We start from the raw sequence: 13,870 nt of genomic DNA on the forward strand, positions 1-13,870 counted from the left end.
TTATTTACCTGTATGTTGTTCTTTCTCTGCTGCTTTAGCTTCAGAACGGGCTTTATGTTGAGCGCTTAATTCGCGTAAGGTCACAACACTCACACCGGCTAGGATTGCAGCGGCACCACCTAATAAACCAATAGCGGTCATAGTTGCACCTGAACCTTCGGTATTGTTGACATCAGGTTTTTCAACGCGTGGTGTTGGGTTTTCTACGCCCGCTAATTGGAAAATACCTTTGGTAAAGCCCACACCTTTTTCGTTACAACCATAGCAAGGGTGCCCGATACCAACCGGCCAGTTATTACCGCCGACATCACAGAATTCTAAAGTAGAACAGTTACCGTAAGTTTCCGGCCCTTTGCAACCGAGATGATATAAACACCAGCCGTGACGATGGCCGTAATCGCCGTATTCTTTGGCAAAACGTCCGGCATCAAAGTGCGGTCTGCGATAGCAGTTTTCATGAATTAAGCGATCGTAAGCGAATAACGGACGATTTAATTTGTCCATTGCGGGTAGTTTCTTATAAGTAAGAATATAAGCGACAGTTGCAAGGAAGTTGTGTGGATTTGGTGGACAACCTGGAATATTAATCACTGGCGTGCCTTTTGGTAATACTTCAGACAAGCTGCTTGCACCAGTTGGGTTGCCACCGCTAGAAGGTACGCCGCCCCATGCTGCACAAGAACCGATCGCAATAATCGCTGCAGCACCTTTAGCGGCTTCTTGGATGTGTTCTACAATCGGTTTACCTGCTACCATACAATAGACGCCGCCGTCTTTCACCGGAATAGATCCATCTACGACTAAAACATATTTTCCATAATACTGTTTAATTGCATTGTGTTTGTTATCTTCAGCTTGTTCCCCAAAGGCTGCAGAAAGCGTTTCGTGGTATTCTAAGGAAATCATTTCCAATACCAAGTTTTCGACTGTTGGGTGGGTCGCGCGTAGCAAGGATTCAGTACAACCCGTACATTCTTGCGCACCGATCCATAATACTGGTGGACGTTTAGGTTCGGTTAAAGCAGCGGTCATTTCTGCACCCGCTTTTGAACTTAACCCCATGGTCGCCGCAAGTGCGGTACATAATTTCATAAAATCCCGACGGGAAACTTCTGCTAAAGCAGAAAATAATCCATCACTTCGTTGCATATGATCACTCCAAATTGGCACGTTACTTGTATGGTTAATCTAGCTATGATATGCCTTGATGGAGGAACTTTATTTGATCAGAATCAAAAACACCCTTATTTTCCTTACAAAATAAGAGGGTAAGTGATTGTTTTTATTTAATTATTGAGAATGATTGTTATTTGTTGTGGCTTTCTTCACTTGAAGCATATGTTATTGCACGTTATATTTTTCAATCAAAAGAAATGCTTTTGTTACCCTAAAAGAGAAATAACCTGGTGTGAAGATATGCTTTATCGTTTATATTCAAACTTTGGATTAAAAAATCTTTTTAAACATTGACCACAATTAATCTTGTTGAAGTGAGAAAAATGGGCAACAAAGATTATTCGATTTTGCCCATTTTTATAGATTAGTTATTAGCTATTTGTGCTTTTTTACGCTCTAAACGTAATACACCTAAATGTGTCATATAGCAGCAGAAAATACAGCCAGCTACAGCGAATAGTAGTAGATAGAAACCAGCGTCCCAACCGAATTTATCAGCTAAAATACCAAATAATGCAGTACCAGAGAAACTACCTAAGATATAACTTAATAAACCACGTAAGCCTGTTGCAGAACCTGCTGCAAAAGAAGGAACTAGCTCGATAGTTTGAAGTGAAGATAAGAACATTGGCACATAAATTAAGCATCCAATAATACCTGCCCCGATGGTGACGGTTAATAAGTCACTACCGCCCCAGTAAACAAACATTGCTGCGCCCACACCGAATAAGGTGATGATAGCAAGTGGCATACGGCGACCTTTGAAATAAGTATCAGTTAACCAACCTGCTAATAGCGTAGAAGGAATTGCTGCCCATTCAAAGATAGCAAATGCTGTCCCCATTTGAGCTTTAGTGAAACCTTTAGTTTCTAACAAATAAAGTGGTAGCCAGGTTAATACACCAAAACGGATCATATAAGTGAATACGTCGATAAAAGAAACAAACCACACATTAATGTCTTTCATAATGTAATCACGGAAGATTTCCCATGTGGTTAAGTTGACGTTTTCTTCTTTTGTGACAACTAATTCTTCATTTTCACTTTCAAGAATTTTTCCAACTGGTGGTAAGCCTTCATTGTAAGTACGACCCGCACCAAAGATGTAGAAAATAATCGCAACAATAGTAGCAATTGCTACAGGTACAACAAAGTGTGCGGCTTGCCAATGCTCTTGACCCAACCAAGCGATACTTGCACCCGCAATTGGGGCGACTAAACCACCACCTACGTTGTGAGAGATATTGAATATAGCGGTTGTTACACCACGAGATTTACGTGGGAACCAGCTTGCTAGTACGATGTACGCTGGACCAGCACCCATCCCTTGGAAGATACCATTAAGTACACAAAGGAATAAGAATGCCCAAAATGATGCACTGAAGCCCATCATTAAGTTTACTGCTGCCGACATCATTAAGCCGAAAATCATAAAGTGTTTCGGATTTGATTTATCTGCGATTGCAGACATGAAACCTTTACTTAAACCATAAACAATTAACATGGTACCGGAAATAAAACCGATATCTTTTTTGGTGAAACCAAAATCGCTAATTAATTCAGGAGAAGAAAGAAGGAAGTTATTACGTAAAATATAGAATGCTGCATAACCGATAAAGATGCCAAATAATGCATGCCATCTTAAGCGATTATAACGCTCTCTAATTTCAGTATCAGGAACAGGTGTACCTGGATTAGACTTTAGGAATGAAATCATGTGATAATCCTTTAATTTTTAGTACAACAAAACTCATTTCTATACAAAAAATGAGGTAGCGTCGTAATATAAGGAGAAAAATCGAGATGTCAAATAAAAAAATAACACAAACTTTGACCGCACTTTTATTTCGCAAAATAGTCAGTTTTTTGCTATAATTCCGCACAATTTTCATTACAAAATAGAGAAAAACTATGTCAGAAACACCTGTTACGGAAAATGCTTATGGTGCATCAAGTATTAAAGTCTTAAAAGGGCTTGATGCGGTTCGGAAACGTCCGGGCATGTATATTGGGGATACTGATGATGGAACAGGTTTACACCATATGGTGTTTGAGGTGGTGGATAATGCGATCGATGAAGCCCTTGCGGGTCATTGTTCCGATATTATCGTGACCATTCATGATGATAATTCTGTTTCCGTACAAGATGACGGCCGTGGTATTCCGGTAGATATCCATCCAGAAGAAGGTGTTTCTGCAGCAGAAGTCATCATGACAGTACTTCACGCGGGCGGTAAATTTGATGATAACTCCTATAAAGTATCAGGTGGTTTACACGGCGTGGGTGTTTCGGTGGTAAATGCACTTTCTGATAAATTGCAATTAACCATTCGTCGTCAAGGTCACGTGTATGAGCAATTCTATCACTTAGGCGAGCCTCAAGCGCCTTTAACTGTTATTGGTGAAACGCAAGTAACAGGTACAACGGTGCGTTTCTGGCCAAGTCCAGAAATCTTTGCAATTACAACTTTCGATTACAAAATTTTAGCAAAACGCTTACGTGAGCTTTCATTTTTAAATTCTGGTGTATCCATTCGTTTAATTGATAAACGGGATGGCACGGAAGATCACTTCCATTATGAAGGTGGTATTCAAGCGTTCGTTGAATATTTAAATAAAAATAAAAATCCAATTCACCCAAAACCATTCTATTTTTCAGCTGAAAAAGACGGCATTGGGGTGGAAGTTGCATTGCAATGGAATGATGGCGTAAACGAAAACGTTTATTGCTTTACCAATAACATTCCACAACGTGATGGTGGTACTCACTTAGCCGGTTTCCGTGGTGCATTAACCCGTAGCTTAAATAACTATATGGAAAGCGAAGGGTTACTGAAAAAAGAGAAAGTGAGCACTTCAGGTGACGATGCGCGTGAAGGTTTGGTGGCGATTATTTCGGTGAAAGTGCCCGATCCTAAATTCTCTTCACAAACAAAAGACAAATTAGTGTCTTCTGAAGTGAAAAGTGCGGTTGAATCTGCCATGAATGAGCGTATGCAGGAATATCTATTAGAAAATCCAGCCGATGCGAAGATCATTGTAAATCAAATTATTACGGCTGCACGTGCACGTGAAGCAGCACGTAAAGCACGTGAAATGACCCGTCGTAAAGGTGCATTGGATATTGCAGGTCTTCCAGGTAAATTAGCGGACTGCCAAGAAAAAGATCCCGCACTTTCAGAACTTTACCTCGTGGAGGGGGATTCTGCAGGCGGTTCTGCAAAATCGGGTCGTGATCGTAAAACCCAAGCAATTTTACCGTTAAAAGGAAAGATTCTTAACGTTGAAAAAGCACGTTTTGACAAAATGCTTTCTTCTCAAGAAGTGGGTACATTAATTACAGCGCTTGGCTGTGGTATTGGCCGCGATGAATATAACCCGGATAAATTACGTTACCACCACATCATTATCATGACCGATGCGGACGTGGACGGTTCACACATTCGTACTTTATTGTTGACCTTCTTCTATCGTCAAATGCCGGAATTAATTGAGCGTGGTTACGTGTATATTGCTCAGCCGCCACTTTATAAAGTGAAAAAAGGTAAACAAGAGCGTTATATTAAAGATAACGACGAAATGGTGCAATATGAGTTAATGCTTGCGTTAGATGGTGCTGCGTTACATATTAGTGCTAATGCGCCGGCAATGAATGATTTAGTGTTTGAGAAATTAGTAGGCGAATATAACAATGTTCAGAAATTAATTACTCGTTTAAGTCGTTACTATCCTGAGCCATTGTTACAAGGATTGGTTTACCAACCACAATTAACCATTGATTTAATGCGCAATGAAAGTGCGGTCGAAAATTGGGCGAATGCTTTTGTTGCATACTTAACTGAAAAAGAAACAGAAGCGCATTTATATTCAGCAAGAACCCAATTTAACAGCGAACGCCAAGTATATGAAGCCGTTATTACTGTTCGTAAACATGGTATTGATACTGATTACTTCATCAACTTTGATTTTGTAATGGGCAATGAATTTGCGAAGATTACCGCATTCGGTCAGCAAGTGAATGGCTTGCTAGAAGAGGGCGCTTACGTTACTCGTGGTGAAAAAACTCAGCCCGTTCAATCATTTGAACAGGCTGTTGAATGGTTGATGAAAGAATCTCGTCGTGGCTTAGAAATCCAACGCTATAAAGGGTTAGGTGAAATGAATGCTGAGCAACTTTGGGAAACCACTATGGATCCAAATGCTCGTCGTATGTTAAAAGTATCAATTAAAGATGCTGTTGCCGCAGACCAACTCTTCACCACATTAATGGGGGATGAAGTTGAGCCTCGTCGTGAATTCATTGAAATGAATGCGTTGCGAGCAAACTTAGACGTTTAGTCTAATATTCAAAAATATCACTAAAGATAACCGCACTTAGGGAAATCAAGTGCGGTATTTTTTTACTTAAGATATAAATAAAAATAATTTTCAATTAGATCTGTTATTTGTTTATATTCTTGACTATAATTTTCACGATTTTTATCGCTTAAAGGCAATGATACGAAATAGACTTGTTTTTAGTTGTTAGATTGATAGCAAAGTACGCATAGTAATGTGCGTACTTCTTTTTTGTTTTTAGGAGCAATCATTATGATGATAGATAAACGCCTAATTAACACGGTAGCCGACAGTAAAAAATGGATTGGCATCACGGTGTTATGGAACTGGGTGGCGTTAGTTGGCGGAATTATTAGTGCCGTCGTGTTTTCTTATATTTTACAGGCGGCTTATTTTAACGAATTGGGCCCGATAAGAGCGGTCATTTTGGGCATCGTTTTGGTTGCTGCTTTGGCATTGCGTGCCTTTGCGGGTAAAAAATCGGTGCAGTCTTCTTATTTTGCCAGTACGAAAGTAAAACACGAACTGCGTAGCCTCATCTATCGAAAATTGGCTTCAATGCCACTTAACCAAGTGAATCAACAATCTACGTCAAATATCATTCAAGTGGCTTCAGAAGGCGTAGAACAACTTGAAATCTATTTCGGACGTTATTTGCCTCAGCTTTTTTATAGCTTGCTTGCACCGCTCACACTCTTCGCTTTTCTGATCTTTTTCAGCTTTAAAACAGCGGTGATTTTGCTGATTTGCGTGCCGTTGATCCCTATGTCGATTATTGCGGTGAATAAAATCGCGAAAAAACTCTTGGCAAAATATTGGTCCATTTATGTGGGGTTAGGTAGCAGTTTTTTGGATAACCTACAGGGTTTAATCACGCTAAAAATCTATCAAGATGATGCTTATAAAGCAAAAGCAATGGATGAAGAAGCGGAACATTTCCGCAAAATCACTATGAAAGTACTGACTATGCAGCTTAATTCCGTATCACTGATGGATTTACTTGCTTACGGTGGTGCGGCAATCGGGATTTTAACGGCTTTGTTGCAATTCCAAGCGGACCAATTAACCGTATTAGGTGTCATTTTATTTATTCTGCTTTCTTCTGAATTCTTTATTCCGCTTCGTTTGCTTGGTTCATTCTTCCATGTGGCGATGAATGGTAAAGCTGCATCAGATAAGATATTCACATTGTTAGATACGCCAGTGGAAACACAACAAAGTGCGGTGGATTTTGAAGCAAAAAATAACGTTCAAGTGGAAATTAAAGATCTACATTTTGCGTATTCTGCAGAAAAACCAGCCATTCAGGGTTTAACTTTAACGATTCAACCAAACCAACTTTCTGTATTTGTGGGTAAAAGTGGTTGTGGTAAATCAACCTTAGTTTCGTTATTAATGGGCTTTAATAAAGCGCAACAAGGTGAGATTTTGTTTAATGGACAAAACGCCTCTGAAATAGACCGCACTTCTTTCTATCAAAAAGTATCGTTGGTGAGCCATAGTAGCTACGTGTTCAAAGGCACACTGCGTGAAAATATGACGATGGCGAAAATTGATGCCACAGACGAGCAAATTTATGCGTGTTTAGAACAAGTGAATCTTGCCCATTTTGTACGCGAAAATGGCGGATTAGATATGCAGCTATTAAGCCGTGGCGCGAATTTATCGGGCGGTCAAATCCAACGTTTAGCTTTAGCGCGTGCTTTATTACACAATGCCGAACTTTATATTTTTGATGAAGCGACCAGTAACATTGATGTAGAAAGCGAAGAAATTATTTTGCAGTTCATTCAGCAATTTAAACAACAAAAAACGATTGTGATGATTTCTCACCGCTTGGCGAATGCCGTGAATGCTGATTGCATTAACGTGCTTGAACAAGGCAAATTGATTGAGCAAGGCACGCATAAAGACCTCATGGCAAAACAAGGTGCGTATGCTGAAATGTTCCAACAACAAAAAGATTTAGAACAAATTAGAGAGGTGGCAAATGCGTAAAAATGGTTTTGTTGTGATGGGGCATTTGTTGAAATTAGTGACCCCATTGGCGCATATCATGGCGTTTACTATCACCATGGGAACGCTCGGTTTCCTTGCCGCTATTTTTATTATGGTGCTTGGTGCGATGGGGTTAGCGAATCTCTTAAACTTTGACACCCATTTGAGTTTCTCTGGCATTTTGACCGCACTTATCGTGTTAGCGGTGGCTCGTGGCGCATTGCGTTATTTAGAGCAAATGTCCGGGCACTATATTGCTTTTAAATTATTGGCATTATTGCGTGATAAAGTGTTTTCTTCTCTACGCCGTTTGGCTTTTGTGAAGTTGCAAGATAAACAAGCGGGGCAATTAGTGTCACTAGTTACCAATGATATTGAATTGCTCGAAGTATTCTATGCGCACACCATTGCACCAATTATGATCGCGTTCTTTACTTCTACAATTTTATTGTTGGTCTTTGGGCATCTTTCAGGCTGGTTTGTAATTGTGGCATTAGCCGCTTATTTAACGGTGGGGGTGATTCTACCCATTATCACCACCAAATTGGCGCGTGAAGATGGCAGACGCTATCGAGAGTTGGTTGGTGAGATGAATGATTTCTTCCTCGACAGCGTACGAGGCATGAAAGAAATTCAACTTTTTGGCTATGCAAAACAACGGTTAGATGAAATTCAACAACGCAGCCAAAAAATCGATACCGCTTTTGAGCGTATTAAAGACCAAGAAGCCAAAGTGCGCGTTTATACTGAAGTGGCGGTATCGGCTTTTAACATCATTATGTTATTCACCGGCTTAATTTTGTTTAGTCTAGATAAGATTGATTTTTCTGCCTTTTTAATTGGTGTGATTTTATTGATGTCGAGCTATGGCCCGGTTATTGCGTTAAGTAACCTTTCAAGCAACTTGTTACAAACCTTGGCTTCAGGTGAGCGTGTATTGAGTTTGTTAGCGGAAGAGCCTGAATTAAAAGACGTAGAAAGTGCGGTCGATTTGAAAGAGGTTTCTCGCATTGATGTTGAGAATGTAAACTTTGCTTACGGTGAAGAACAAATTTTATCGGATGTTAGCTTGTCTGTGAAAAAGGGTGAAATCTTAGGGATTCACGGCAGAAGCGGTAGCGGTAAAAGTACCTTGTTAAAATTGCTGATGCGTTTTTACGATCCTAAATCAGGCAGCATTAAAATTAACGGTGAAACCTTACCGAATATCAACACCCGTAGTTTGCGTGACAATATGGCATACATTACCCAGCAAACCTATATTTTTAACGAAACCATCGAGGAAAATATTCGCCTTGCGCACCGTGATGCAACGTTAGAAGAAATTATGGAAGCGGCGAAGAAAGCGTCAATTCATGATTTCATTTTAAGCTTGCCTGAAGGGTATCAAACGAAAATGACGGAATTGGGCGGCAATCTCTCTGATGGTGAAAAACAACGCATCGGTATTGCCCGTGCCTTCTTACACAATGCGCCGATTATTTTGCTTGATGAACCGACTAGCAACTTAGATAGCTTAAATGAAGCGATGATTTTAAAATCGTTGCTGAATGTGAAAGCAGAAAAATTGATTATTCTCGTGAGTCATCGCCAATCGACTATGGCTATTTGTGATCAGGTGATTGGTATTGAGAATGGAAGGATGTCGTAAGGTAGTGAGAAAAAGAGCGGTCAATTTGATCTGACCGCTTTTTTTTATTTTCTTAATTTCACTAACTCAACTTCGTGATTTTCACCTTTTCTAAGAATGAGATTGGCTCGCTCACGAGTCGGCAGAATGTTTTGTTTTAAATTCAATCCATTAATGTTATCCCAAATTTTGCTAGCCGTTTCAATGGCCTCTTGCTCAGAGAGATTAGCGTAATGTTTAAAATAGGAGTCAGGATTTGTAAAAGCACTTTGGCTGAATTTTAAGAATCGTTTGATATACCATTCTTTAAGAAGTTTTTCGTCTGCATCCACATAGATAGAAAAATCTACAAAATCAGATACGAAGGTTTGATTGGCTTTGTTTGAACCTGTTTGGAGAACGTTTAATCCTTCTAAAATTAAAATATCGGGTTGATCGACAATATTGAACTTATCAGGAACAATATCGTAAGTCAGATGAGAATAAATGGGCGATTTTACAGATGGCTTGCCTGATTTGATATCAGCTAGAAATTGAATTAACTTGGCCGTATCATAAGAAATCGGGAATCCTTTCTTTTGTAAGAGATTCTTTTTTTTCAGTTTTTCCAGTGGCAAGAGAAAACCATCGGTAGTAATGAGATCTACTTTCCGCTCAAAGGGCCAATAGGTGAGCAGTGATTGTAAAATGCGTGCTGAAGTGCTTTTCCCGACCGCAACGCTTCCTGCAATACTAATGATATAGGGCACTTTAGGGCGTTGTCCGTCAAGAAATCGATTTAAAACCGTTTGGCGGCGAAGGTTTTCATCAATATAGTAGTTGATGAGACGTGCAAGCGGTAGATAGATAGTACTTACTTCATCAAGAGAAAGCTCTTCATTAAAGCCTAAAAGTGGCTTTAGATCTTGCTCCGTTAATTTTAGCGGAACAGATTTTCTTAATTCAGCCCATTGTTGACGGCTAAAGTTTAAAAAAGGTATAAATTGTTCAGTAATATTCACGGTGTTTTATGTATAGACAGAAAAACTGGACAAAATATACCCTATAAATGAAGAATGATCATTGATTTTTATTAAAATTGATAAGTTTTGTATTCTGGTAATATATTTTTGCTTGTAAATTAGACGAATAATCAAAAAAAACTTTTTTTTTAAAAAAAAAGCTTGTCAGAAGTAAAAATTTCCATATAATACGCCTCACTTGCTTACGACATGCCGACTTAGCTCAGTAGGTAGAGCAACTGACTTGTAATCAGTAGGTCACCAGTTCGATTCCGGTAGTCGGCACCATCCTTTAGTAAACAAGTATTCATTTAGCGTGGAGGGGTTCCCGAGCGGCCAAAGGGGGCAGACTGTAAATCTGTTGGCTCAGCCTTCGAAGGTTCGAATCCTTCTCCCTCCACCATTTTCTAAATGAATTCTGATGGGACAGATGAATTTAGGACTGCGGGCATCGTATAATGGCTATTACCTTAGCCTTCCAAGCTAATGATGCGGGTTCGATTCCCGCTGCCCGCTCCAAACGCTGATATAGCTCAGTTGGTAGAGCGCACCCTTGGTAAGGGTGAGGTCGGCGGTTCAAATCCGCCTATCAGCACCACCTTCCAAATTCCTCTTTCCTTTATTAAATAGTAATGATTTTATTGGTTAATGTGGTTTAATTTACCCATCGATAACCGTGTCTATTTAGAGGGACTCTTTAAATGTCTAAAGAAAAATTTGAACGTACAAAACCGCACGTAAACGTGGGTACAATCGGCCACGTTGACCACGGTAAAACAACTTTAACAGCAGCAATCACAACCGTATTAGCAAAACACTACGGTGGTGCAGCTCGTGCATTCGACCAAATCGATAACGCGCCAGAAGAAAAAGCGCGTGGTATCACCATCAACACCTCACACGTTGAATACGATACTCCAACTCGCCACTACGCACACGTTGACTGCCCAGGACACGCGGACTATGTTAAAAACATGATTACCGGTGCGGCGCAAATGGACGGTGCTATTTTAGTAGTAGCAGCGACAGATGGTCCTATGCCACAAACTCGTGAGCACATCTTATTAGGTCGCCAAGTAGGTGTACCTTACATCATCGTATTCTTAAACAAATGCGACATGGTAGATGACGAAGAGTTATTAGAATTAGTAGAAATGGAAGTTCGTGAACTTCTTTCTCAATATGATTTCCCAGGTGACGATACGCCAATCGTACGTGGTTCTGCATTACAAGCATTAAACGGCGTAGCAGAATGGGAAGAAAAAATCCTTGAGTTAGCAAACCACTTAGATACTTACATTCCTGAGCCAGAGCGTGCAATTGACCAACCGTTCCTTCTTCCAATCGAAGACGTGTTCTCAATTTCAGGTCGTGGTACAGTAGTAACAGGTCGTGTTGAGCGTGGTATCATCCGCACTGGTGATGAAGTTGAAATCGTTGGTATCAAACCAACAACTAAAACAACTGTAACGGGTGTTGAAATGTTCCGTAAATTACTTGACGAAGGTCGTGCAGGTGAGAACATTGGTGCCTTATTACGTGGTACAAAACGTGAAGAAATCGAACGTGGTCAAGTATTAGCGAAACCAGGTTCAATCACGCCACACACTGATTTCGAATCAGAAGTTTACGTATTATCAAAAGAAGAAGGTGGTCGTCACACTCCATTCTTCAAAGGTTACCGTCCACAGTTCTATTTCCGTACAACTGACGTAACGGGTACAATCGAGTTACCAGAAGGCGTGGAAATGGTAATGCCTGGTGATAACATCAAAATGACAGTAAGCTTAATCCACCCAATTGCGATGGACCAAGGTTTACGTTTCGCAATCCGTGAAGGTGGCCGTACAGTAGGTGCTGGCGTTGTTGCGAAAATCATCAAATAATTGATGTATTAACTGTAACAAGTTAGATTAAGAAGGCGTATCGAAAGATGCGCCTTTTTGTTTTTTATCAATGAATGTCATTTTTATGATAGAAAGTGCGGTCAAAAATCGTGTTGTTTTGGTATGATACAGACTCATTTTTTATACAGGTGGTTTTATGCAACAACTTCCATTTAAAGCCGTGGTTTCTGATCTTGACGGTACATTACTCAATACTAATCATGTAATTGGTGATTTCACAATTAAGATATTAAATAAATTAGAACAAAAAGGTGTTGATATTATTTTAGCAACTGGCCGTAATCACACGGATGTTTCTTCTATTTTAGGTAAGATTGGAGCGGAGCATGCTGTAATGATCACTTCCAATGGCGCGAGAGTACGCGACCTAAAAGGTAACCTTATTTATAGCAATAGCCTTCCAGAAGAAATCGTACTTGAGTTGTATAAAATCCCTTTTGATCGTACCAAGATTTGTATCAATACTTATCAAGATGATGGTTGGTTTATCAATATAGATGTGCCTGAATTAGCAAAATATCACAAGGATTCAGGTTTCATGTATGAGGTGGTTGATTTCACAAAACATCATGGAAGAGGAACTGAAAAAGTATTTTTTATTGCTCGTGACCCGAAAGATCTTGTGGAGCTGGAAGATTATCTTAGAACGCATTTTGGTGATAAAACGACGATTGTTTATTCCGCTATGACTTGCTTAGAGGTCATGAATAAAAATGTATCTAAAGGTGATGCATTAGCTCATCTATTAGAAAATAGAAATTATGGATTAAAAGATTGTATTGCTTTTGGTGATGGCCAAAATGATGTTGAAATGCTTTCTTTGGCTGGTAAAGGTTATGTGATGGCGAATGCTGATCCTCGTCTAAAAGAAGCTTGCCCCGAATTGGAAGAGATTGGCTTCAATAAAGACGAAGCGGTAGCGAAGCATTTAGCTGTGCTTTTTGGTATCAAATAAATGTTTCAGTCAGTCATTCTTGTGAGCACAGGCGCAGCCATTGGTGCATCCTTACGATGGGGATTGGGTCTTTGGTTGAATTCACTATTTAGTACACTTGCATTTGGTACACTTGTGGCGAACTTTATTGGCTGTTTTTTGATGGGAATTTTAGTGGCAACCTTTTGGTTATTTCCTCAATTTAACCCTGAATGGCGATTATTCTTAGTGACGGGATTTCTTGGTGCTCTCACCACCTTTTCTTCTTTTTCAGGCGAAGTAATAGAACGCTTTTTTAAAGAAGAGTGGGTAAATGGATTATTCGTTTTAGCGAGCCATTTAGTTGGTTGTTTAATTTTTACAGTATTAGGGGTTTATTTCTTTAGGATCATTAGTCTTCTATTCCATTTCCGATAAAATCGCTAAATTCTTCAGAATAAAATCCATGAGAGAGCATATACTGCCAAATTTTTTGTTTGCTTTTGATTGGTTGAGGTTCTGCATAGTTAGGAAACTTTTTGTGTAGAACCTTTTCTGCTATTTCAATCCAATTAATTTCACTTTCTATGAGGACTTCATTGATTACGTCTGAAGATACACCTTTCAGTTGACGTAATTCTTGTTTGATACGATTTGCACCATACCCACGTTGCGAACGTGCGTATAAATAATTTTCAGCAAATCGCTTATTATTTTGCCAGTTTTTTTCCTGGCAGTGCGCTATCGTTTCATCGATCTCATATTCTGTAAATGCTTTTTCCTGCATTTTATTGCGTAGTTCAAATTCGCTATATTCACGTCGAGCAAGTAAATTAACGACATAGCTCAAAGCAAGAGAAGACATAGAAATTCCTTGTAAGAGAAATACAGTTGAAATAGAAAGGCG

The 13,870-nt window shown here is 39.6% G+C and carries 10 protein-coding genes and 4 tRNA genes; 10 read left to right on the plus strand and 4 right to left on the minus strand.

Going from position 1 to position 13,870, the window contains the following annotated elements; genetic code table 11:
• Positions 1-1,149, minus strand: coding sequence for a hydrogenase 2 small subunit (gene hybO / locus QQS40_RS03340; protein WP_329506106.1), 1,149 nt, complete (start codon positions 1,147-1,149; stop codon positions 1-3).
• 391 nt (positions 1,150-1,540) lie between these two features.
• Entirely contained in the window at positions 1,541-2,893 is a 1,353-nt protein-coding gene (locus tag QQS40_RS03345) for an MFS transporter (protein WP_289902389.1), read from the minus strand.
• A 194-nt stretch (positions 2,894-3,087) separates the two neighbouring features.
• Between QQS40_RS03345 and gyrB the strand changes: the two genes are divergently transcribed.
• The 3 genes from gyrB (at position 3,088) to QQS40_RS03360 (ending at position 9,163) form a co-directional block, all read left to right on the plus strand.
• Positions 3,088-5,514: a DNA topoisomerase (ATP-hydrolyzing) subunit B gene (gene gyrB, locus QQS40_RS03350; protein WP_329506108.1), complete on the plus strand. Its 2,427-nt coding sequence runs from the start codon at positions 3,088-3,090 to the stop codon at positions 5,512-5,514.
• Positions 5,515-5,766: 252 nt separating this feature from the next.
• The gene (locus QQS40_RS03355; protein ID WP_329506110.1) at positions 5,767-7,512 is read left to right on the plus strand and encodes an ABC transporter ATP-binding protein/permease; all 1,746 of its coding nucleotides are present in this window, start codon (positions 5,767-5,769) and stop codon (positions 7,510-7,512) included.
• The gene (locus QQS40_RS03360) at positions 7,505-9,163 is read left to right on the plus strand and encodes an ABC transporter ATP-binding protein (protein ID WP_329506112.1); all 1,659 of its coding nucleotides are present in this window, start codon (positions 7,505-7,507) and stop codon (positions 9,161-9,163) included. The genes QQS40_RS03355 and QQS40_RS03360 overlap by 8 nt, the downstream gene beginning before the upstream one ends.
• 44 nt (positions 9,164-9,207) lie before the next feature.
• Here QQS40_RS03360 and coaA read toward each other — a convergent pair whose 3' ends face one another.
• The gene (coaA, locus tag QQS40_RS03365) at positions 9,208-10,143 is read right to left on the minus strand and encodes a type I pantothenate kinase (protein ID WP_329506114.1); all 936 of its coding nucleotides are present in this window, start codon (positions 10,141-10,143) and stop codon (positions 9,208-9,210) included.
• Positions 10,144-10,355: 212 nt separating this feature from the next.
• Between coaA and QQS40_RS03370 the strand changes: the two genes are divergently transcribed.
• The 7 genes from QQS40_RS03370 (at position 10,356) to crcB (ending at position 13,401) form a co-directional block, all read left to right on the plus strand.
• Positions 10,356-10,431, plus strand: a tRNA-Thr gene (locus QQS40_RS03370).
• A gap of 30 nt (positions 10,432-10,461) precedes the next feature.
• Positions 10,462-10,546 (plus strand) — tRNA-Tyr (locus tag QQS40_RS03375).
• Positions 10,547-10,587: 41 nt separating this feature from the next.
• Positions 10,588-10,662 (plus strand) — tRNA-Gly (locus QQS40_RS03380).
• A gap of 3 nt (positions 10,663-10,665) precedes the next feature.
• Positions 10,666-10,741, plus strand: a tRNA-Thr gene (locus tag QQS40_RS03385).
• 103 nt (positions 10,742-10,844) lie between these two features.
• Positions 10,845-12,029 carry an elongation factor Tu gene (gene tuf, locus QQS40_RS03390; protein ID WP_049362643.1) on the plus strand — a complete coding sequence of 395 codons (1,185 nt, stop codon included), beginning with the start codon at positions 10,845-10,847 and terminating at the stop codon, positions 12,027-12,029.
• Between the two features lie 157 nt (positions 12,030-12,186).
• Positions 12,187-13,005 carry a Cof-type HAD-IIB family hydrolase gene (locus tag QQS40_RS03395; RefSeq protein WP_329506116.1) on the plus strand — a complete coding sequence of 273 codons (819 nt, stop codon included), beginning with the start codon at positions 12,187-12,189 and terminating at the stop codon, positions 13,003-13,005.
• On the plus strand, positions 13,006-13,401 hold the full coding sequence (gene crcB, locus QQS40_RS03400) for a fluoride efflux transporter CrcB (RefSeq protein WP_049355704.1): 396 nt from the start codon (positions 13,006-13,008) through the stop codon (positions 13,399-13,401). It begins immediately after the preceding gene.
• Here crcB and recX read toward each other — a convergent pair.
• Positions 13,376-13,828, minus strand: coding sequence for a recombination regulator RecX (gene recX, locus QQS40_RS03405; protein WP_329506119.1), 453 nt, complete (start codon positions 13,826-13,828; stop codon positions 13,376-13,378). The two genes, crcB and recX, sit on opposite strands and share 26 nt — an antisense overlap.
• Between the last annotated feature and the right edge of the window lie 42 nt (positions 13,829-13,870).

Source organism: Haemophilus parainfluenzae (genome assembly GCF_036288925.1).
Taxonomy (GTDB): domain Bacteria; phylum Pseudomonadota; class Gammaproteobacteria; order Enterobacterales; family Pasteurellaceae; genus Haemophilus_D.